Raw genomic sequence first — 21639 nt, 5'->3', positions numbered from 1 at the left:
AATTTAAAATTTTAAACCTTGTTCTCTAGCTCCATCTGCTAAAGCTTTAACTCTACCGTGATACAAATATCCATTTCTGTCAAAATAACAAGTTCCAATACCAATCTCTACAGCTTTTTCAGCTATACTTTTACCCACTAAGGTAGCTATCTCAGTTTTAGTGCCAGTATTTTTAGCAAAATCCTTCTCTCTAGAAGAACTAGAAACCAAGGTCTTACCAGATACATCATCTATAATCTGAGCGTAAATACTCTTATTACTTCTAAAAACAGAAAGCCTAGGCCTCTGGGGTGTCCCAGAAATTATCTTTCTAATCCTAAGCTTTATTCTATTCCTTCTAGCCCTTTTAGTCAATACTGCCATAATGTCTTACTACTAAGCTGTTTTACCTTGTTTTGTTCTAATTTTCTCACCCAAATATCTTATTCCCTTGCCTTTGTAAGGCTCAACTTTCTTCAAACTCTTTATTTTATTCGCTACTAATCCTAATAACTGTTTATCATAAGATGTAAGCTTTACTATAGGATTTTTACCTTTCTCAGTAATAGTTTCAACTTGTACATTAGGCACAATTTCCAATGATATAGAATGAGAAAAACCTAATGTTAAATCCAATACCTGACCTTCACTAGAAGCTCTATACCCTACTCCAACTAACTCTAGTTGTTTAACAAATCCATTTGAAACCCCCTCGACCATATTATTTATAAGCGCACGATACAAACCGTGAAAAGCTTTGTGCTCCTTCTTATTAGAAGACAACTCTACATGTAGAATATCTTCCTCCCTCCTCAAAGTCACTTCCTTTATCTCTTGGGTAAGTTCACCTAACTTCCCCTTGACTGTCACGATATTCCCTTCAAGTTCAACAGTGACATCTTTTGGGATCTTAATGGGGCTCTTTCCTATTCTTGACATTATAAATTTATTTTACGAAATGTAACACAAAACTTCACCTCCCACATTTTCTTTCTTTGCTTGTTTGCCAGTCATCACACCATTAGAGGTCGAAACAATAGCCAAACCTAAACCGTTTAAAACTCTAGGTATCTCTTTAGAAGAACAGTACTTTCTCAATCCAGGTTTACTCACACGCACGAGTTTTTTCAAAACACTTTCATTAGTAGTTTTATCGTATTTAAGAGCTATTTTTATCACACTCTTAGCAGGACCTAAATCATCAAATTTATAACTCAATATAAACCCTTGATCATACAAAATTTTCGTCAACTCTCTTTTTATCTTAGTCGAAGGAATTTCAACAACCTTATTTCTAGCAAGGGCTGAATTCCTTATTCTAGTCAGATAATCTGCTATAGGATCTGTTAACATATATTACTTTTTATTTTCTATTACAAACCAAACACCCAAAGATCTACGCTTTTTAGATAAAAAAAAACATAAACACCACAAAAACTACCAGCTAGCTTTCTTTACACCAGGAATAAGTCCAAAACTAGCCATTTCTCTAAATGTTACACGAGAAATACCAAACTGACGCATATAACCCCTAGGTCTACCAGTTATTTTACATCTATTGTGAACCCTTGTAGGACAAGAATTCTTAGGCAATTTCTGCAATCCAACATAATCACCAGCCTCTTTCAACATTCTTCTCTTCTCAGCATATTTGAGGACTAACTTAGCTCTTTTAACCTCACGAGCTTTCATAGATTCTTTAGCCATTTATCTTCTTTTTAAAAGGAAAGCCAATAGCTTTCAACAATTCATACCCTTCCTCATCAGTATTAGCCGAAGTTACAAAGGTAATATCCATACCGCTAATTCTAGTAACTTTATCAATATTTATTTCAGGAAAAATAATCTGTTCTATAATTCCAAAGTTATAATTACCCCTGCCATCAAAACTGTTGTAATTCAGACCTCTAAAATCCCTGACTCTAGGAAGAGCTACAGATAATAATCTGTCTAAAAACTCATACATTTTATCCCTGCGCAAAGTGACCTTCGCCCCTATATTCATACCCTTACGAAGCTTGAATGAAGACACATCTTTCTTAGAAGCCACAGCAACTGCCTTTTGTCCAGATATCAAAGCCAACTCATCTAAAGCAGATTCCAAAATCTTTTTATTTGAAATAGCTAAACCCAAACCCTGACTTATAACAATCTTCTGCAATTTAGGCACTTGCATAACATTTTTATAGCTAAATCGCTCAACTAACGAAGTTATTACCTCGCTTTTATATTTCTCTTTTAACCTAGGTGTATATTTCATTATATTGCTTCTCCTGATTTTTTAGAATATCTAATCTTATTTTCTCCATCAAACCTATACCCAACTCTAGTTGGTTTGTCGCTTTTAGGGTCGAGCAAAGATACGTTAGAAATATGAATAGGAGACTCTAATTTATCTATCTTACCCTGAGGGTTATTTGAAGTAGGTTTCAAATGTTTAGAAACTAAATTCACATTATCAACCACAACCCTATCCTTACCGTACAAAACAGATTTTACCACCCCCCTTTTCCCTTTTGAGGATCCAGAAATAACCTCTACAGTATCTCCTTTCTTTATCTTTATTTTTTTCATATGAAATGCTTTATAATACTTCAGGTGCTAATGATATAACTTTCATAAATTTCTTATCCCTTAGCTCTCTAGCAACAGGTCCAAAAACACGAGTCCCCATCATCTCTCCACTAGCATTTAACAAAACACAAGCATTATCGTCAAACCTTATGTAAGAACCATCCTTTCTTCTAATCTCCTTTTTAGTTCTAACTACAACAGCCGTAGCTACATCACCTTTTTTAATACTCCCATTAGGGGAAGATGCCTTAACAGTTATAACTATCTTGTCGCCTATGGAAGCATACCTTCTCTTAGTCCCTCCCAAGACACGAATTACCAAAACCTCTTTAGCTCCTGTATTATCAGCTACTTTTAATCTAGATTCTTGTTGCAACATAATTCAATTACTTTGCTCTTTCAATTATTTCAACCAACCTCCATCTCTTCCTTTTACTCAAAGGACGAGTCTCCATTATACGAACCTTATCCCCCTCTCTACATGAATTATCTTCATCATGAGCCGTGTATTTTTTAGTCTTCAATACGAATTTACCATACATACTATGTTTAATTCTCTTAACCTCAGATACAACTATAGACTTATCCATTTTCTGACTACTAACTACTCCTATCCTCTCTTTTCTCAAATTTCTTTCTAACATAACATCTATAATAAAATTACTCTTGTATCTTTTTAGTCAACTCAGTATTAATTCTAGAAATATCCCTTCTAGTAGACCTTAACTCCATAGGATTAGGCAAAGGAGTTACCGCATGCTCCATCTTCAATTTGAGATATAGAGCCTTTTTCTCTGATATCTTCTCTTTTAACTGATCAACAGAAAGACCATTAACTTCTGATTGCTTCATAATTCTAGTTATATTATCCTACAAAATCCCTCGCTACAACAAACTTAGTCACAACAGGCATCTTTTGAGCAGCTAATCTCAAAGCCTCCTTAGCTACAGCTAAAGGAACTCCACTAACTTCAAACATTATTCTGCCAGATTTAACTACAGACACAAAATACTCTGGAGAACCTTTTCCCTTACCCATCCTAACCTCAGCTGGTTTTTTGGTAACTGGCTTATCTGGAAAAATATTTATCCATAACTGCCCCTCCCTCTTCATATAACGCGTAGCAGCTATACGAGCAGCCTCTATCTGCCTGGAAGTTATCCAGCAAGATTCCAAACTTTTCATTCCGAAAAGCCCATTGGAAAGAGAACACCCCCTTGCGGCATTACCCTTCATCCTGCCTTTTTGCATCTTACGAAATTTCGTTCTCTTAGGCTGTAACATTATCTTCTATTATTTTCTATTGTTAAATCTATTATCACTTGCTCCTCCTTTTAATCTAGACTTTTTAGAATCTAAGCCAACTAAAGGAGATAACTCTCTCTTACCGTAAACTTCATTTTTCATAATCCAAACCTTAACACCTATTCTACCATAAGTAGTATGCGCTTCGGCCAAGGCGTAATCTATATCGGCTCTGAAAGTAGAAAGAGGTATTCTTCCATCCTTATAAGTCTCTACCCTAGCCATCTCAACACCATTTAATCGGCCTGCAACCTGAACTTTTATACCCTCTGCATTTATCCTCATAGTAGCTTGAATAGCCATTTTTATAGCTCTCTTGTAAGATATCCTATTTTCTATTTGACGAGCAATACTATCGGCTACTAATAAAGCGTCTAACTCAGGTTTTCTTATCTCTACAATATTAATCTGAACCTCTTTACCAGTGAGAATTTTCAATTTGTCTTTTAACCTATCTACATCCTGCCCTCCTTTACCTATCACATAGCCAGGACGAGAAGTAGTTATAGTAACGGTGATAAACTTTAAAGTTCTCTCTATAATAATACGAGAAACATTAGCTCTAGAAAGAGAAGCCTTGATGAATTTTCTTATCTTATTATCTTCTACTATCTTATTCCCGTAATCATTGCCCCCGTACCAATTAGATTCCCAACCTCTAATAATACCTAATCTATTACTTATTGGATTTGTTTTTTGGCCCATCTATTTAACAGTATTTTTCGTGTTTTTTTCCTCCTTATTTCCAATCGTTATAATAACGTGATTAGAACGCTTTCTTATTCTATGTCCTCTACCCTGTGGAGCAGGCCTCATCCTTTTAATAGAAGAAGCACTATTAACCTGCACTTCTTTAACTATCAAATTTTGATCCTCAATCTTATCATTTTCATTTTTAGATTGCCAGTTAACAACAGCTGAATACAATAACTTCTCCAAAGTTATAGATGAAGCCTTGGGACAGTACTTAAGTACACTTATAGCTTTATTTATCTCAACTCCCCTTATCAGATCCGCTACAAGACGCATCTTCCTGGGAGAAGTAGGACAACTATTTAGCTTAGCATAAGCTAAGGACCTCCTAACATCTGCTAATTTCTCAGCTGAATTTCTTTTTCTAACGCCCATAATAAAAACTATAACTCATTATTTTTTCTTCTTACCGCCATGACCTCTAAAATTCCTAGTAGGGGAAAACTCTCCAAGCTTATGACCTACCATATTTTCCGTAACGTAAACAGGTATAAACTGCTTTCCATTGTGAACCGCAATAGTATGCCCTACAAAATCAGGAGATATCATAGATGCCCTAGACCAAGTCTTAATTACATTTTTACCCTCGGAAGCTCCAGCAGCAGCTAAAACCTTTTTTTCTAACTTGAAATTTATAAAGGGACCTTTTTTTAAAGAACGAGCCATAATACTTTACTTAAACTTACCTTTTCTTTTTACTTTGCTCAATTATATATCTATTACTAGACTTAGTCTTAGATCTAGTCTTGTATCCTTTTGCAGGAATACCATTCTTAGACCTAGGATGACCACCAGAGGCCTTACCTTCACCACCCCCCATAGGATGATCCACAGGGTTCATAACAACAGGACGTGTTCTAGGTCTCTTCCCTAACCATCTATTCTTTCCAGCCTTACCCTTTACAACTAGTTGATGATCTGAATTAGAAACTACACCTACAGTTGCAAAACAAGTTTTCAATATCATCCTAACTTGTCCTGAAGGAAGTTTTATAATAGCATACTTACCATCTCTAGCCACCAATTGAGCAGAGGCACCTGCACCTCTAGCTATGGAAGCTCCCTGACCTGGATTTAACTCTATACAAGAAATCACAGTACCCAAAGGGATTTTAAATAACGGCAAACAATTACCTACATCAGGAGCTACAGTTTCTCCAGATAAGAGAGTCTGACCTACCTTTAAACCATTCTGAGCTATGACATACCTCTTTTCTCCATCTGCATAGAATAACAGAGCTATAAAAGCTGTTCTGTTAGGATCGTACTCTATAGATTTCACTACAGACGGGATGTTCTGCTTATCTCTCTTAAAGTCTATTATACGATATCTCTTCTTATGTCCGCCCCCTCTGTGAGGAACAGTTATTCTACCACTATTATTACGACCTCCGCTACGATTTTTTGTAGACAATAAACTCTTCTCGGGTGAACTACTACCCGAAAGAGCTGAAAACATATTATCTATCTTGAATCTCTGTCCAGGAGTAGTTGGTTTTAATTTTCTTGTCGCCATACAACTTTACTATATACTACTATAAAAATCTATACTTTTTCCTTCGGAAACCTCAACTATAGCTTTTTTAAAAACTTTGGACTTACTTCTTATTACTCCAGACTTGGTATTCTTTACCTTAGCTTTGGTTGAACAGTTCATCAACCTAACCTTTTTAACAGGAACATTGTAAAAATTTTCCACAGATAATTTTACCTGAATCTTATTAGCATTAGGATCAACTAAAAAAGTATACTTATTTTCCCTTTCAGAAAGAGAATTTGCCTTTTCAGTAACGACAGCTCTTTGTATAATCCTGTTCATAATTTAAGCTAAAATATTTTCTATCTTACTAATAGCTCCCTCAATAAGTATAATTTCAGAAGCCTTTAAAAGAGAATAAGTGTTTATATCAGAGGCAGTTATAACATTAGCCTCCTTAAAATTTCGAGACGACAAATATATATTTTTATTTTCTGTTGGCAATATAAATAAAGACTTTTTTTTGTTGATATCTAAAGCCTTCAATATAGATCTAAAATCTTTTGTCTTAGGAACGTCAAAAGAAAAATCTTCTAAAACTTTTATTCTATTTTCTCTAGCTTTGATGGTAAATACCGATTTTCTCGCTATCTTTTTTGTGTTCTTATTTACCTTTAAAGAATAATCCCTAGGAGTAGGACCAAAAATACGCCCCCCTCCCCTGAATATAGGGGATTTTATACTTCCAACACGAGCTAGACCAGACCCCTTTTGTTTTCTAAGCTTTCTAGTACTACCCTTTACAAAAGATCTCTCTTTTGACTTATGAGTACCTTGTCTATTATTTGCTAAATATCTCTTTACATCTAAATAAACGACGTGTTGGTTTGGCTCTATACCATACACAGAATCTTTTAAATCTATTTTCCTGCCCGTGTCGCGACCCTCGATGTTTAATACTGATAATTCCATTACTATTTTTCTATAATTACATATGAGTTATTAGCCCCAGGAATAGCCCCTTTTACAACTAAAATATTTTTCTCTGCATCTACCTTTAATACCAGCAAATTTTGAACCTTCACCTTATTTCCTCCCATTCTTCCAGCCATTCTCATGCCTTTAAATACCCTAGCAGGATATGACGCCCCTCCTATAGAACCAGGAGCCCTCATACGATTGTGCTGACCATGAGTAGCATCTCCAACACCAGCAAAACCATGACGTTTTACAACACCTTGAAAACCTTTTCCCTTGGAAATACCCGTCACGTCGACAAAAATACCTTCGGTGAAATAATCAGCTTTTAGAACAGATCCTAACTTAATATCTGAATATTCATCACTAGGAAATTCTACTAACTTTCTCTTTGGACTCACATTCGCCTTAGCAAAATGACCCTTTAAAGCATTTGTAGTATTCTTATCTTTTTTATCATCAAAACCTAATTGAACAGACGAATAACCATCTTTTTCTTCAGTCTTAATCTGCGTAACTACACAGGGACCACACTCTATTACAGTACAAGGAACACTGTTATCTCTATCATCATAAAGACTAGTCATTCCTATTTTTTTACCTATTAATCCAGACATTTGTCTAATAATTTTTTATTTTCAGAATTCTAAAACAATTAAACTTTCAATTCTACCTCCACCCCACTAGGCAATTCCAACTTCATCAAAGCATCTATAGTTCTAGAAGAAGAACTATAAATATCTAACAACCTCTTGGAAGATACTAATTGAAACTGTTCTCTAGATTTTTTATTGACATGTGGAGAACGCAAAACTGTAAAAAACCTCTTATGGGTCGGAAGTGGAATAGGACCACTTACAATAGCTCCCGTAGACTTAACAGTTTTTATAATCTTCTCTGCAGATTTATCTACCAAATTATAATCGTACGACTTTAACTTTATCCTAATTTTATGACTCATGATATACCCCTGTGTGTGTTTTTTTTATTCATTAAAAATTATTATCCCTCACCTTTTGCCCCTGATATTATATCGTCAGATATATTTTTAGGCGTTTCTTCATAATGTGAGAACTCCATAGAAGAAGCTGCTCTCCCAGAGGAAATAGTTCTCAAAACCGTTACATATCCAAACATTTCAGACAGAGGAACATAAGCCCTAATAATTTGAGAATTACCCTTGCTATCCATTCCTTTTATAGACCCTCTTCTCTTATTCAAATCTCCCACTACATCACCCATATTTTCCTCAGGAGTGACAACTTCCAAATTCATAATAGGCTCTAATATAACTGGCTTAGCATTTTTAGCAGCTGACCTATATCCTAACTTAGCAGCTAGTTCAAAAGATAACTGATCAGAATCCACAGGGTGGAAAGAACCATCCTTAAGTGTAATCTTCATACCTTCTAACTCATATCCAGCCAAAGGACCGTTTTTCATAGATTCTTTGAAACCTTTCTCTACAGATGGGATGTACTCTTTAGGAATATTACCTCCCTTTATAGCATTTACAAATTGTAAGCCTTTCTCTCCCTCATCTAAAGGAGACATCTCGAAAACTATATCTGCGAACTTACCTCTACCTCCAGTCTGCTTTTTATATACTTCTCTGTGCTCTACCTGACCCTTAATTGCTTCTTTATACTCTACCCTAGGAGCCCCTTGATTTATTTCGACCTTAAATTCTCTTTTCAAACGGTCTACCAATACATCTAAATGCAATTCTCCCATACCCGAAATTATAGTCTGACCAGATGCCTCATCGGTCTTAACTTGGAAAGTAGGATCCTCTTCAGCCAATTTACCCAAAGCTATAGCCATCTTCTCTACATCTGCCTGAGTCTTAGCCTCCACAGCTATCCCTATTACTGGCTCTGGGAAAGACATCGACTCTAAAACTATAGGAGAATTCTCAGCACAAAGAGTATCACCAGTACGTATATCCTTAAACCCTACACCTGCACCAATATCACCAGCAGATATAACATCCAAAGCATTTTGCTTATTAGAATGCATTTGGAAAATCCTAGATATACGCTCCTTTTTACCAGTTCTAGTATTTAAAATATACGAACCAGAATTTAATGAGCCCGAATAAACCCTAAAAAAACACAGACGCCCCACAAAAGGATCTGTAGCAATCTTAAAGGCCAATGCCGAAAAAGGCTCAGAGTCATTAGATTTTCTAATCTCTTTTTGTTCATTATTAGGATTAATACCTTCTATGGAATCCACATCCATAGGAGAAGGCAAAAACGCCATTACAGCATCTAAAAGAGTTTGAACACCTTTATTCTTAAAAGAAGAACCACACATGACAGGAGTAATAGACATACTTAAAGTAGACTTCCTTATGGCAGATAACATCTCTTGTTCTGTTATAGAATCTGGATCCTCGAAAAACTTTTCCATCAAAGCTTCATCAGACTCCGCAACCGACTCTACAAGTTTAGATCTCCAAGTATAAACATCCTCTTTCATATCTTCAGGGATATCTATAACCTTATACGTTTTACCTAAATCTTCTTCATTCCAAACTATAGCTCGATTATTTACCAAGTCTACAACTCCTTTGAATTCTGTTTCCGAACCAATAGGCAACTGAAGCGGAATTGGAACCCCTCCAAGTCTTTCCTTTATCTCAGATACCACTTTTAAAAAATCAGCACCAGTACGATCCATTTTATTTACAAAAGCAATACGAGGAACCCCGTATTTATCGGCCTGCCTCCAAACAGTCTCAGACTGAGGCTCTACACCTGAAGAAGCACAAAAAAGAGCAATAGCTCCATCTAAAACCCTCAAAGAACGCTCCACTTCCACAGTAAAATCTACGTGACCTGGAGTGTCTATAATATTTATCTTGTAATTTTTAGTCTCAGCTGTTTTTTTACCATTATCGGTAGGATACTCCCAATGTACGGTGGTAGCTGCAGAGGTGATAGTAATACCTCTCTCTTGTTCTTGAGCCATCCAATCCATAGTAGCAGCTCCATCGTGAACCTCCCCTATTTTATGACTTATACCTGTATAATACAGAATTCGCTCTGTGGTAGTGGTCTTCCCAGCATCCACATGAGCCATAATACCTATATTCCTTGTATACAACAAATCCCTCTTTGACATATCCGTACTGTATATTAAAATCTAAAATGTGAAAATGCCTTATTGGACTCTGCCATCTTATGAACATCAGTCTTCTTCTTGAAAGAAGAACCCTCTTGTTTGTAAGCAGCTAAAATCTCAGACGCTAACTTGTCGCTCATAGACTTTTCATTTCTCTTTCTAGAAAAAGAAATCATCCACTTAATAGCCATAGAAATCCTCCTGCCTGAACTTATCTGAACAGGAACCTGATAAACAGCACCACCAACTCTCTTGCTCTTAACCTCCACGTAAGGAGTTACGTTATCCAAAGCAGATTTCCATATCTCTAGAGATGTCTTTTCATCATCTGTAGTTTTTTCCTCCACAATGCTCAACGCATCGTAAAATATACGATAAGCCAAACTCTTCTTACCTGAATACATCAAATTGTTCACAAACTTAGTAACTAATTCATCTCCGTATTTGGGATCTGGAAACAGCTCCCTACGCTTAACTCTTCCTTTTCTCATTTCAGTAGTTCAAAATAAAATTTATATAATACTATTTGCCCTTAGGCCTCTTAGCTCCGTATTTAGACCTTCTCTGCGACCTACCTTCAACACCCATAGTATCTAAAGCTCCACGAACAATATGATACCTTACACCTGGCAAATCCTTAACCCTGCCACCTCTAACTAAAACTATTGAATGCTCTTGCAAATTATGACCTTCACCTGGTATATAAGCATTTACCTCATTACCATTAGTAAGCCTAACCCTAGCCACCTTTCTCATAGCTGAATTAGGTTTTTTAGGAGTAGTAGTGTAAACCCTAGTACAAACCCCCCTCCTCTGAGGACAAGAATGTAAAGCCACAGACTTACTTTTTTTAACAGAGGAACTTCTTCCCTTACGAACTAACTGTTGTATAGTTGGCATATTTTACCACATTTTAAAATTTAAGTTCAAATACACTAGGACACATAAAAAAGGCTAGATAAAACCAAAAGGGAAAATCATAGCCCCTAAACAACGCTCCAGGAGGACAGCAAAGGTAGTTTTTTTTGTTATAACTATAAAAGTTTTTAAATGTGAAAATTAATATTAGTAATATTCCACTCAAATGTATCTACAAGGGTGGAAAAACTAGTTTTTCCAAAAAAAAATATCACTTAAAAATAAAAACATTAATACTGGATATGCCACTAATTACATTAACCAAAAAGCCTAGACTTTCATAAAGCGAACAAAAAAAACTTTTATAAGTGACTTAATCCTTACAAAAGTGCCACTTAATATCATTTTAATTTTGTGAAATAGACCTATGTATTTATAATTATCAATATAGAATTTATGCTTTTTCTCCGCTTTAGAATCCATCCTTACCTCTATCTCGTAAAACGAATACTCATCTTGTAACTTACTGTTATACATACTAGGAACATCTATAAAAGAATTAGTATGAGTGGCATCCTTTCCAAAGCCAATGTTATTCACATAAGTTTTTCCTGGATACAATATCAACTTATCATTACAAAAAAGGCTAAAATGCCATTTTATATCCCAACAACTAACTACCCCTCTTATTTCCATCTTTAAAAGACGTTTATAATAACTTGAAATTTCATCACTATATTTTTCACCTATAAATCTCAAAAGAAGTAGTTGACTATCTCTTTCAAATAAATCCCAAGACCTCTTCCAAGTAGCCCAGCCCCATGGACTAAAACTTCTAATAAAAAAATAATCAGATAATCCAGATATTGGATAAACATATCCACATATAGAACCTACCTCATCATTACTTTGGTAAGTAGTTAATGCCTCATTCATATATCTTAAAAAATATCTGGAAGTAATTAAATCATCTTCTACAACTATAACTCTGCCAAATTTATTTATAACCTCTGTTACTCCACCGATAACAGAATCCCTTGCCCCCATGTTTTTACCTCTTTCTATAACAGTGACTTTTTTAAATCCTGTTATACAACTTATATAAGATCTAACATCTTTTACCTTTTGAATAGAAATACTATCCTTGGGACCATCTGAATAAATAAACAACTCACTATCATAGGCTAATTCATTCTTTTGTAAATGGTCAATGGTCTTTTTAAGACAATCTAAACGATTGTAAACAAAAAGAACTATAGGAGCTAGATTCATATTCTCTTATGTTGAAAAAAAGAGCAAAACTAAAATATAAAACCATAAATTCTCGAATTTTCCTATAAACCTTAGTTCGATTAATAAACTGAATTAAGACGGGCATTACCGACATCTTGATAGTTGATAGAAGGTTTTTTTAGACGAAAAACTGTAAGTAAATAAATCCAGAAACGACATTGGTCAGAAGATTAGCAGAACTTCTATGTCTAGAATACTCTATCTGACAAATGTTTTTAAGCTGATCATTGATGGTTTCTACGATAGATCTTTTTCTGAATAATAGTTTATCAATCATTGGCATGAGGGTATTTTTCATGTTATTTTTAACTGAAGCAATCAATTCTACACCTCTTTCAAAGAGATTATTTCTTAAATCTTCACTTATATATCCCTTATCTCCAAAGAGTTTTCCGAATACTTTAGTCAAAAAAACGCTCATTTTTTAATGGCACTCTATCATCTTCATTTGCCCTTGTGATACAGAAATTTAGTATTTCTCCTCGATTATTCGTGACGATATGAAGTTTAAATCCATAAAACCAGCCCATCGTTGATTTTCCTACATTAGCAATGCCTTTAAATACCTTATTTCTTCTTATTCTTTTGTTTTTACAAACGCTAATGGGCATGAAATCTACAAAGGTCCAGTACATTCTCCTAAACAACAGGTCAAAACAAGGCAAGAGACAATAAATTTTGCTGCATCAATTACACAAATCTATTGTATGATCTGGTTTTAGGATATTCTTTAATCATGTGTTTTTATAAATAGTTCAAATAAAAATGTTTGAGATTTCCCATGCTACTGTGTTGAAAAATAATCATTATGATTTGACTAGAGCTCATCCCGCATGAGGGTTTTGATTTATTGCCCAAAAGGGCTTTATCAATAACTTGAGAATATTTTTTACAGAATTCATCAACCAAACAAAATATTTCTGTTATTTTGGAGCAAGTTATCACACCCGTTTTTTTTAGAATTAAAACATTGAATTTTAGAGCATTAAATTACTCTAAATCTATTATAGTTATTGACTATTTTACACCTAATTATTAATCGAACTCAGGTTATTACTAATGATGAGCAGTTTAATACAAAAACCTTTCCTTCTGATCCCCATCCTCTTTTTCCCCTAACTCGTTTAGAGACAAAATAACTCTCATTTAATTCTATTTCCCATTGATTAAAGAGACTTTATTCTTCGCATTTTTGAGCAAAAAAAAACAAATGTAATTTGTCAAAAAATTTGTTGATAGTATAACGACTTACATTAGTCAATTTACCTTAAGTTACCTTGAAACTTATTTTTTTTTAATCTAAATAAAAATAAACTTATTAAGTTTGCAACTCATGGTCACTACTTGTGTAGTGCTATTTATAATTTTTAATAATAACCAATAATGATTAAACTAATAACCAATTCCCTATTACTAATAGTGATTAGCTGTAATTTTTTATTCGCTAAAAATACTGCCAAGATAATAGGCAATATAAAAGACTCAGAAAATAAACCCGTTGAATTCGCTTATATTTCTTTAGAGGATATGTCTATAGGTTCAGAATCTGACCAACATGGTAATTATGAATTAGACATTCCATTGGGAACTCACAAATTAGTGTTGAGAATGCCAGGGTATAAAACTATAAAACAAATAATAGAGGTAAAAGACAATAAAGATATAGTACTAAATTTCACACTAAAAGTAGATTTACTAGAACTAGACAAAGTGGTAGTTACTGCTACTAGGAATTACCTAGATAGAAAAGAAGCCCCTATTGTAGTTTCTGTAACCACTGCTCGTATGTTGGAGACTACAAACTCCGTATCTCTTGTAGAAGGACTAAATTATCAACCAGGATTAATGACGGAGAGTAATTGTCAGAACTGTGGTTTTTCTCAAGTTAGAATAAATGGTCTTGAAGGAGCTTACTCTCAAATATTAATAGATAGCAAGCCAGTATTCAGTACCTTAAATAGTATATACGGACTAGATCAAATGCCTATGAATCTGATAAAAGAAATAGAAATTGTAAGAGGTGGAGGATCTTCTCTATATGGAGCAAATGCCATTGCAGGAACTATAAATATCATCACCAAAGACCCTGAAGTAAACTCTTTTCAGATTAATCAAAAACTATCTCTTATAAATTTAGAAGCCCCAGAATCTACAACTATGATGAATGGATCTGTAGTAGGTGATAGCAATAATGCAGGGTTCTCATATTTTGGTTCATTCAAGAAGAAAAACTCTATGGACTACAACGGTGACGGGTTCTCAGAATTCCCTACCTTGGAAAATAAGTCATTTGGATTTAAATCATTTCTAAAACCAGTAGAAAATTCCAAATTAGCAGTGGAGTTCAGCACCCTTGGTGAATTTAGACGAGGAGGTAATAACCTTCACTTAGAGCCATTTGAAGCCGATGCAGCAGAACAAATTATATCTGATGTTTATTCTGGTAATGTGTCATTCGACATTATGGATGAGAATGGAATAATGCATTCAAATAGCTACGCTTCTTTTTCTTCTTCTAAGAATAGAAATTATTACGGTGGAGGTGAGGATCTTGTAAAACAAAAAGGCAAAGTATTAGGTTTTGGTAAAACTATGAATGAGATATTTTTAGTAGGAACCAAATATTCTCATAGAATTCCGAATTTGCTGTTTGGAAAAGGAAATATTACCAGTGGGGTTGAATTTAAACACGAAATGGTTGAAGACCAAAAGAAAAACTTCAATGCTCAAATACTTCAAACCTTAAAAAACTACGGTACATATATACAACAAGAATGGGAAAAAGACGATTTAAAAATATTACTCGGATTGAGAGGTGATATAGATAACTTCGCAGGAGAAAAAATAATCTTGAGCCCGAGATTAAACATTATGTATTCTATACACGAAGATTCTAGACTAAGACTTTCTTATTCTACAGGGTTTTTATCTCCTAAAATGTTTACAGAAGACATACACCAAACTCTAGCTGGAGGAGAGCTAACTAGAGTTGAATTAGCTCCAAATTTAAAACCTGAAAAATCTGCCAGCTATTTGGCATCTATAGATTGGGGGAATAATTATGGAGTAGATGAGTTTTATGTGTTGTTAGAGGGATTTTACACACAATTATACAATTCTTTTGTTTTGGAAGATGTTGGAGATGAAGAAAGTAGAATTTTTCAAAAGAAAAATGGAGGCACTTCACATATAAAAGGATTAAACCTAGAGTTGAAATACGCTCCTAATATAGAATGGCAAATACAATTGGGCGGAACCTTGCAAGAGGGATTACGTTCAGAACCTGTAAAATGGAGCGACGATTTAGATATTACAGAAAATGATAATAAGTTTTTCAGATCTCCTAATCTATACGGAAACTTTGGTATTACTTATGCTCCTACCAAAGATTTTCAAAATAATATTACTGGAAATTATTTAGGAAGCATGTATGTCCCTCATGTGAGTGGATTTATAGAAAAAGATAAATTAGAAAAAACCCCAGATTTCTGGGTAATAAACCTAAGATCTTCTTACAACATACATTATAAAGAGATATTAGACATAGAATTTAGTGGAGGTATCTCAAACATTTTAGACAGTTTTCAACAAGACTCTGATAAAGGCCCAGATAAAGATGCTTCGTATACCTATGGCCCTTCTAAACCTAGAACAATATTCGTAGGAATTAAAATTGGCACTCATTAGAAAACAGAAATCTTTTTAAATGTTGATAATCTCAAAGGAAGCTGTCTCAAAACCGAGGCAGCTTTTTTTTGTTTAAAAGATATAACAATATAAATGGCATCAATATCAAATATCTCAAGAGGGCTTATGAATTCTATGCTTTTTTTCAATGAGTATTAACTGATATAAAAGCCTTGTGATTTTGAAACTTTACGTAGTTCATTTTCTCAATTCTCAACCTCAAATGAGCATTCTACTAAACTAGAAATTTTAACAAACACAGAGTTTGACTATGAATAAAAACAAAAAAAATACGTAATTTTTTACTTACACACTTTAAGGGATAGTGTCATTCTTTTATCAAAACTTTGATATCTCCCCTATCAAGGACATTTGATTTACTTAATACTTTGATTAAAGTATCTAATTTCTTTTCAGTACCAGAAAGCTTTTCCTTAAGAATATAATTCTCTTTTTCTAGTTCTAACATACGATCGTAAATAGCTTGAGTAGCTGAAATATTCAAAGTAGTAAGACCATCGTAATCTACTGATCGTAAATCTTCTACCTCCTTACCATATACAAATACTTTATTTGGAGATACCTCATATCCTAATTCTACCACAAAAGCATTAGCACTTTTTACCTCTTTTACTTTAACTAAACTCTCTTTGTTATCATCCAAAATTAATCTTACCATATCTCCCTTAGAAAAACCGTGAGATTTCTTTGTAGTAATTGATGTCATATTATCAATAGTTTCTACCGATTTAGAAAATTCATAGACGCTAGGAATAACACCACTATTCTTTTCTACAATATTTGGAACTATACCTTCTATTTGCTGAGCTATTACTTTTTTAAAATACTGATTACCCAGTTTATTAGTATCTCTCATACTGTAATCCGTGATTTCTATATCTAAAAGTTTTTCAAGGTCTGATTCTTTATCTGAAATACCTATTATGCTCTTGATACGTTTATCAGAAGAGAGTTTTACCCCATTTGCATAAACATTTTCTAATTGAGCATCTCCTAGTAAGAAAGTATCAGTAGTGTTAGCATTACCTATGACTACAGTATTATTTCCTTTTCCTTCAGCGTTATTACCTATAACTATCTCATTAGAGCTACCCTCTGCTAGCGCTTTAGCATTATGTCCTATGAAAATAGAATTATTTGACGTCTGTAGAAGTCTTGATCTGTCAGTAACAGAACAACCAGCGTCACTTCCTATAGCTATATTACTACTACCTGTAGCTATATACCGTAAAGCATCTGTCCCTATAGCTGTATTTTTACTCCCTGTAGTTATCTTATTTAAAGAAGCGTATCCAATTGAAGTATTCATATAACCTGTAGTATTATATTCCAAACTTTTAAAGCCAAAAGCCGTATTCTGATAGCCAGTGGTTATGACATTACCAGAGTTTATACCTAAAAAACTATTTTCTACACCAGTACCTGTACCTCCACTAGTTCCATTACTGCCATTTCCTGACCATTTAGTTATGAGATTATTAGTCCCTACTTTTCGCAGGTTATCAAAACCAATATCTTCCCAATTAGGATCAAAAGGCGGGGTAGGGTTAGGGCCTGTGACAGGGATAGTGATAGAAGATCCAGTTCTCTTATAAAAAACCCAATCGTAAAAAACTACATCGCCTACATTATAAGTAAACCCACTCATTTTACTTCTTTTGTTAAAACCTGCATTGTGCAATATGCCTCCTAAATGAGTAGATGTAATACTACCTTCCTTACCTATTACTACTGTATTATTCCCTTTTCCTGTAGCCTCATTACCTATAACTATCTCATTTTCGCTGTTATTTGCTAGCGCTTTAACATTATCTCCTATAAAAATAGAATTATCTGATTCAGTGAGACGTGTTGATCCGTTAGCAATATAATAACCAGCGTCACATCCTATAGCTGTATTTTTACTCCCTGTAGTTACACCATATAAAGCATTTGTCCCTATAGCTGTGTTATTATCCCCTGTAGTCATCTTAAGTAAAGCATGTGAGCCCATTCCTACATTTTTTATTCCAGATACTGATCGATATAAAGAAGCGTATCCAATAGAAGTATTCCTAGTACCTGTAGTGTTATAAGCGAGAGAATATGTGCCAATAGAAGTATTCCTATAACCTGTAGTATTCTCTTTCAAACTTTCAAAGCCAAAAGCCGTATTCTGATAACCAGTGGTTATGGCATTACCAGAGTTTATACCTAAAAAACTATTTTCCTTACCAGTGCCAGCACTAGTTCCATTACTGCCATTTCCTGACCATTTAGTTATGATATTATTAGCCCCTACTTTTGGCAGTTCATCAGAACTAATATCTTTCCAATCAGGATCAGAAGGCGGGATAGGGTTAGGGCCAGTGTCAGGGATAGTGATAGAACCTCTAGCTCTCTTATAAAAAATTCCATCGTAAATAACTATATCGCCAACTCTATAAGTATTTCGTTTCATTTTACTTCTTTTGTTAAAACCTCCACTGTGCAATAAACCTCCTAAATGAGTAGATCTAATACTACCTTCCTTACCTATGACTACCGTATTATTTCCTTTTCCTATAGCGTCATTACCTATAACTATCTCATTAATGCTGTTATCTGCTTTCGCTTTAACATTATCTCCTATGAAAATAGAATTAGTTGATTCAGTGAAGACTGTTGATCCGTCAGCAATATAATAACCAGCGTCACTTCCTATAGCTATACTACTATTACTTGTAGTCACATTACGTAAAGCATTTGTCCCTATAGCTGTATTATTATTCCCTATACCCATACTAAATAAAGCATGTGAGCCTATTCCTACATTTTTTGCTCCATTTACTGATCGGTATAAAGAAGAGTATCCAACAGAAGTATTCCTAGAACCTATAGTGTTATCAGTGAGAGAATATGCGCCAACAGAAGTATTCTTATAAGCTGTATCGTTATCAGTGAGAGAATATGCGCCAATAGAAGTATTCCCATAACCTGTAGTATTCTCTCTCAAACTTTCAAAACCAAAAACCGTATTCCGATAGCCAGTGGTTATGGTATTAGCAGACCTTATACCTAAAAAAATGTTTTCTTTACCAGTGCCAGCACTAGTTCCATTACTGCCATTTCCTGACCATTTAGTTATCAGATTATTAGTCCCCTTTTTTATAAGAGTCTTGTTTTCATTTATCTTTTCATTTAATTCCTTCCCCTGAGCCGCTGATAAGACCTCTGTAGCATTAGTGCTATTTAAATTATCTATTATTTTACTCGCATCAATCTTTCTTCCCAATCCTTCATTTAATATTCTACCCTGATTCGCTGATAAGGCTTTACTCGCATCAGTAGATGTCAACACATCTAACACATCCACCCTTAAACTGGAATCTAACTTATTATCTATTTGATCCTTAAGAGCCTTTCCTTGTGCTGCTGATAATACCTCTGTAGAATCTAACTTATTGTCTATTTGATCCTTAAGAGCTTTGCCTTGTGCTGCTGATAAGGCCTTAGCGGCATCATTAGTGGTTAAATTATTTACTATATCAGATATATTTAATTTAGTATCTATTTCTATCTTGAGAGCTTTGCCTTGTGCTGCTGATAATACTTCTGTAGCATCAGTGCTATTTAAATTATCTATTATTTTACTCGAATCAATCTTTCTTCCCAATCCTTCATTTAATATTCTACCCTGATTCGCTGATAAGGCTTTACTCGCATCAGTAGACGTTAATTCATCTAACACATACACCCTTAAACTGGAATCTAACTTGTTGTCTATTTGATCCTTAAGAGCTTTGCCTTGTGCTGCTGACAATACCTCTGTAGCATTAGTGCTATTTAAATTATCTATTATTTTACTCGAATCAATCTTTCTTCCCAATCCTTCATTTAATATTCTACCCTGATTCGCTGATAAGGCTTTACTCGCATCAGTAGATGTCAACACATCTAACACATCCACCCCAGAACCAGAACCAGAATCTAAATTGTCTATTTGATCCTTAAGAACTTTACCTTGTGCTGCTGATAAGGCCTTAGTGGCATCATTAGTAGTTAAATTATTTATTATCTGATTCTTGTGGATCTTAGTTTGTAACCTTTCAGACAATATTCTGCCCTGATTCGCTGATAGAGGAACCTCACTATTATGAGAACTTAGATTATCTACAACATCAACTTCATGAGCACTATACGAATGTATAGCATACGGAACACTAAGCAACTTACTCTCTTTGTATATATCGTATTCTCCATCATTATCTAAATCTACCTTTATTTTTATCTTGTGAGGAATATCCCAATTTAAATCTATTAAATTAACATCCCTAAAAGAGAGAGGCTTAACCCCATTGCCTATAATTAAAGAAGCAACCCCTACGCCGTTAGTTTTAACTCTATGCGTTTCGTTATATACTGCCCTCATATCACCTAAAGCATCTCTAATAACTAGCGATATTTGTATAGTAACCGAAGTATTAGCCAATATATTTTCTTCATTATCTGTTATCAAAGTCTGATAACTTAATTTATCAGGGAAAGTTTGAGAGAATAAGGAGATACTGGCAATTATGGATAAGAAAAAAATAATACTCTTCATGACGATCATATTTTATAAATAGAGAAATTATTTATATGGGTACTTAAAGGTAATAAAAATAGTTTACAAAACCTAGTTAATTAGCATATAACCTTTTCATTATCCTGAATTTTATTAAAAGAAGGAAGCTATCTCAAAACCGAGGCAGCTTTTTTTTGTTTAAAAGTGTAGTTTTTTACCTGTTAGTTTATCTTGTTAACTGACTGATAATCAAATAGTATGAATACAAATTTCCGCAATGGCTATTCTACAAAGAATGTTAGAACATGATTAGGAGAGAGCAAGATTAAAGTTCCTTAGAGATAGAGATTCTTCTTCTAATCCTATGTTAATCCCTAAAAGCAAGAATATGGCAGATGGAGTAGAAAATGTGATTATCAGCCTTTATTTCAAGGGGATGAGTAATTCAGACATAGAGGATCAAATACAAGAGTTATACGATTTTTATATTTCTACATATCACGCATCACAGATAGAGTGACAAATGATACTACAAAAAATGTATTTCCTGAATCAACAACACAAATATGTGTAGTCCATCAAATAAGATGTTTTCTAATGACATGAAATCAATATACAATTCATCTACTAAACAATCAGCTGAAGCCAGCCCTAAATGATTTTGCAAAGACATGGGAATCTAAGTATTCCTAATGCTGTTAAAAGCTGGCGAGATAAGCAGGAGGAATTATCTACTCTTCATAAATTCCCCGTAAAAATTAGGAAATTTATATTACACCATCAACTTGATTGAAAAACTTGATTGAAAACCTCAATGGAAAAATCAGAAAGTATACCAAAAACAAATTGTCATTCCCAACAGATGATGCATGTTATGAAATCTACTTTTTTGGCTTTGAGGGAGGCTACAAAAAAATGGTCCAAACCCATACCAAATTGGGGAATAATCTTGAATCAATTTTTAACTATTTTTGACGAAAGAGTTCGACTATGAATAAAAACAAAAAATATGTCATTTTTTATTTACACACTTTAAGGGATAGTGTCCATACCAAATGG

Annotated in this window: 24 protein-coding genes and 3 pseudogenes; 2 read left to right on the top strand and 25 right to left on the bottom strand. The window is 34.2% G+C overall.

The annotated features are described in order from the left end of the window. Nucleotides 1-3 precede the first annotated feature (3 nt). The 24 genes and pseudogenes from rplR to JBKA6_RS07525 form a co-directional block, all read right to left on the bottom strand. The gene (rplR, locus tag JBKA6_RS04090; RefSeq protein WP_096686118.1) at nt 4-363 is read right to left on the bottom strand and encodes a 50S ribosomal protein L18; all 360 of its coding nucleotides are present in this window, start codon (nt 361-363) and stop codon (nt 4-6) included. A gap of 12 nt (nt 364-375) precedes the next feature. Further along, entirely contained in the window at nt 376-918 is a 543-nt protein-coding gene (gene rplF / locus JBKA6_RS04085; protein ID WP_096686116.1) for a 50S ribosomal protein L6, read from the bottom strand. Between the two features lie 12 nt (nt 919-930). Further along, entirely contained in the window at nt 931-1332 is a 402-nt protein-coding gene (gene rpsH / locus JBKA6_RS04080) for a 30S ribosomal protein S8 (RefSeq protein ID WP_096686114.1), read from the bottom strand. 84 nt (nt 1333-1416) lie between these two features. Next, entirely contained in the window at nt 1417-1686 is a 270-nt protein-coding gene (gene rpsN / locus JBKA6_RS04075) for a 30S ribosomal protein S14 (RefSeq protein ID WP_096686112.1), read from the bottom strand. Then, complete coding sequence (rplE, locus tag JBKA6_RS04070) at nt 1679-2239, bottom strand: 50S ribosomal protein L5 (RefSeq protein WP_096686110.1); 561 nt, start codon at nt 2237-2239, stop codon at nt 1679-1681. Before rplE ends, rpsN begins: the two co-directional genes overlap by 8 nt. Beyond that, nucleotides 2239-2553: a 50S ribosomal protein L24 gene (gene rplX / locus JBKA6_RS04065; protein ID WP_096686108.1), complete on the bottom strand. Its 315-nt coding sequence runs from the start codon at nt 2551-2553 to the stop codon at nt 2239-2241. The genes rplE and rplX overlap by 1 nt, the downstream gene beginning before the upstream one ends. A 10-nt stretch (nt 2554-2563) precedes the next feature. Next, a complete protein-coding gene (gene rplN, locus JBKA6_RS04060) occupies nt 2564-2932 on the bottom strand; it encodes a 50S ribosomal protein L14 (protein WP_096686106.1) in 369 nt (122 codons plus the stop codon). Between the two features lie 7 nt (nt 2933-2939). Continuing rightward, complete coding sequence (gene rpsQ / locus JBKA6_RS04055) at nt 2940-3197, bottom strand: 30S ribosomal protein S17 (protein WP_096686104.1); 258 nt, start codon at nt 3195-3197, stop codon at nt 2940-2942. Between the two features lie 16 nt (nt 3198-3213). Beyond that, a complete protein-coding gene (rpmC, locus tag JBKA6_RS04050; RefSeq protein WP_096686102.1) occupies nt 3214-3405 on the bottom strand; it encodes a 50S ribosomal protein L29 in 192 nt (63 codons plus the stop codon). A 13-nt stretch (nt 3406-3418) separates the two neighbouring features. Then, nucleotides 3419-3838: a 50S ribosomal protein L16 gene (rplP, locus tag JBKA6_RS04045; RefSeq protein WP_096686100.1), complete on the bottom strand. Its 420-nt coding sequence runs from the start codon at nt 3836-3838 to the stop codon at nt 3419-3421. A gap of 9 nt (nt 3839-3847) precedes the next feature. Next, the gene (rpsC, locus tag JBKA6_RS04040) at nt 3848-4564 is read right to left on the bottom strand and encodes a 30S ribosomal protein S3 (protein WP_096686098.1); all 717 of its coding nucleotides are present in this window, start codon (nt 4562-4564) and stop codon (nt 3848-3850) included. Next, a complete protein-coding gene (gene rplV, locus JBKA6_RS04035) occupies nt 4565-4987 on the bottom strand; it encodes a 50S ribosomal protein L22 (protein WP_096686095.1) in 423 nt (140 codons plus the stop codon). An 18-nt stretch (nt 4988-5005) separates the two neighbouring features. Continuing rightward, nucleotides 5006-5278, bottom strand: coding sequence for a 30S ribosomal protein S19 (gene rpsS, locus JBKA6_RS04030; protein ID WP_096686093.1), 273 nt, complete (start codon nt 5276-5278; stop codon nt 5006-5008). A 16-nt stretch (nt 5279-5294) separates the two neighbouring features. After that, a complete protein-coding gene (gene rplB, locus JBKA6_RS04025) occupies nt 5295-6128 on the bottom strand; it encodes a 50S ribosomal protein L2 (protein ID WP_096686091.1) in 834 nt (277 codons plus the stop codon). A gap of 9 nt (nt 6129-6137) precedes the next feature. Then, the gene (gene rplW / locus JBKA6_RS04020; protein WP_096686089.1) at nt 6138-6431 is read right to left on the bottom strand and encodes a 50S ribosomal protein L23; all 294 of its coding nucleotides are present in this window, start codon (nt 6429-6431) and stop codon (nt 6138-6140) included. 3 nt (nt 6432-6434) lie between these two features. Next, nucleotides 6435-7061 (bottom strand): 50S ribosomal protein L4, encoded by a 627-nt coding sequence (gene rplD, locus JBKA6_RS04015; protein WP_096686087.1) that lies wholly within the window; start codon nt 7059-7061, stop codon nt 6435-6437. A 2-nt stretch (nt 7062-7063) separates the two neighbouring features. After that, a complete protein-coding gene (rplC, locus tag JBKA6_RS04010) occupies nt 7064-7684 on the bottom strand; it encodes a 50S ribosomal protein L3 (RefSeq protein WP_096686085.1) in 621 nt (206 codons plus the stop codon). 38 nt (nt 7685-7722) lie between these two features. Next, a complete protein-coding gene (gene rpsJ / locus JBKA6_RS04005) occupies nt 7723-8028 on the bottom strand; it encodes a 30S ribosomal protein S10 (RefSeq protein WP_096686083.1) in 306 nt (101 codons plus the stop codon). 41 nt (nt 8029-8069) lie between these two features. Beyond that, nucleotides 8070-10196, bottom strand: coding sequence for an elongation factor G (fusA, locus tag JBKA6_RS04000; RefSeq protein WP_096686081.1), 2127 nt, complete (start codon nt 10194-10196; stop codon nt 8070-8072). Between the two features lie 14 nt (nt 10197-10210). Then, nucleotides 10211-10687, bottom strand: a complete 477-nt coding sequence (rpsG, locus tag JBKA6_RS03995; protein WP_096686079.1) for a 30S ribosomal protein S7 — start codon at nt 10685-10687, stop codon at nt 10211-10213. A 31-nt stretch (nt 10688-10718) separates the two neighbouring features. Next, the gene (gene rpsL, locus JBKA6_RS03990) at nt 10719-11096 is read right to left on the bottom strand and encodes a 30S ribosomal protein S12 (protein ID WP_096686077.1); all 378 of its coding nucleotides are present in this window, start codon (nt 11094-11096) and stop codon (nt 10719-10721) included. Between the two features lie 288 nt (nt 11097-11384). After that, entirely contained in the window at nt 11385-12326 is a 942-nt protein-coding gene (locus tag JBKA6_RS03985; protein WP_096686075.1) for a glycosyltransferase, read from the bottom strand. A gap of 80 nt (nt 12327-12406) precedes the next feature. Next, nucleotides 12407-13292: pseudogene (locus tag JBKA6_RS08165) on the bottom strand (IS982 family transposase). Nucleotides 13293-13398: 106 nt separating this feature from the next. Further along, nucleotides 13399-13611, bottom strand: a pseudogene (locus JBKA6_RS07525) (IS1595-like element ISIse1 family transposase); the annotation flags it as partial. 119 nt (nt 13612-13730) lie between these two features. Between JBKA6_RS07525 and JBKA6_RS03975 the strand changes: the two are divergent. Continuing rightward, nucleotides 13731-16034, top strand: a complete 2304-nt coding sequence (locus JBKA6_RS03975) for a TonB-dependent receptor (RefSeq protein WP_096686073.1) — start codon at nt 13731-13733, stop codon at nt 16032-16034. Nucleotides 16035-16362: 328 nt separating this feature from the next. On the opposite strand, the gene JBKA6_RS03970 is transcribed toward JBKA6_RS03975, so the two are convergent. Next, the gene (locus JBKA6_RS03970; RefSeq protein ID WP_096686071.1) at nt 16363-20619 is read right to left on the bottom strand and encodes a hypothetical protein; all 4257 of its coding nucleotides are present in this window, start codon (nt 20617-20619) and stop codon (nt 16363-16365) included. Nucleotides 20620-20835: 216 nt separating this feature from the next. Between JBKA6_RS03970 and JBKA6_RS08100 the strand changes: the two are divergent. Further along, a pseudogene (locus JBKA6_RS08100) lies at nt 20836-21574 on the top strand (transposase); the annotation flags it as partial. Between the last annotated feature and the right edge of the window lie 65 nt (nt 21575-21639).

The sequence above is a fragment of the Ichthyobacterium seriolicida genome, from assembly GCF_002369955.1.
Taxonomy (GTDB): domain Bacteria; phylum Bacteroidota; class Bacteroidia; order Flavobacteriales; family Ichthyobacteriaceae; genus Ichthyobacterium; species Ichthyobacterium seriolicida.
The sequence above is the reverse complement of the archived record's forward strand: the minus strand, read 5'-3'. Positions and strand labels throughout refer to the sequence as shown.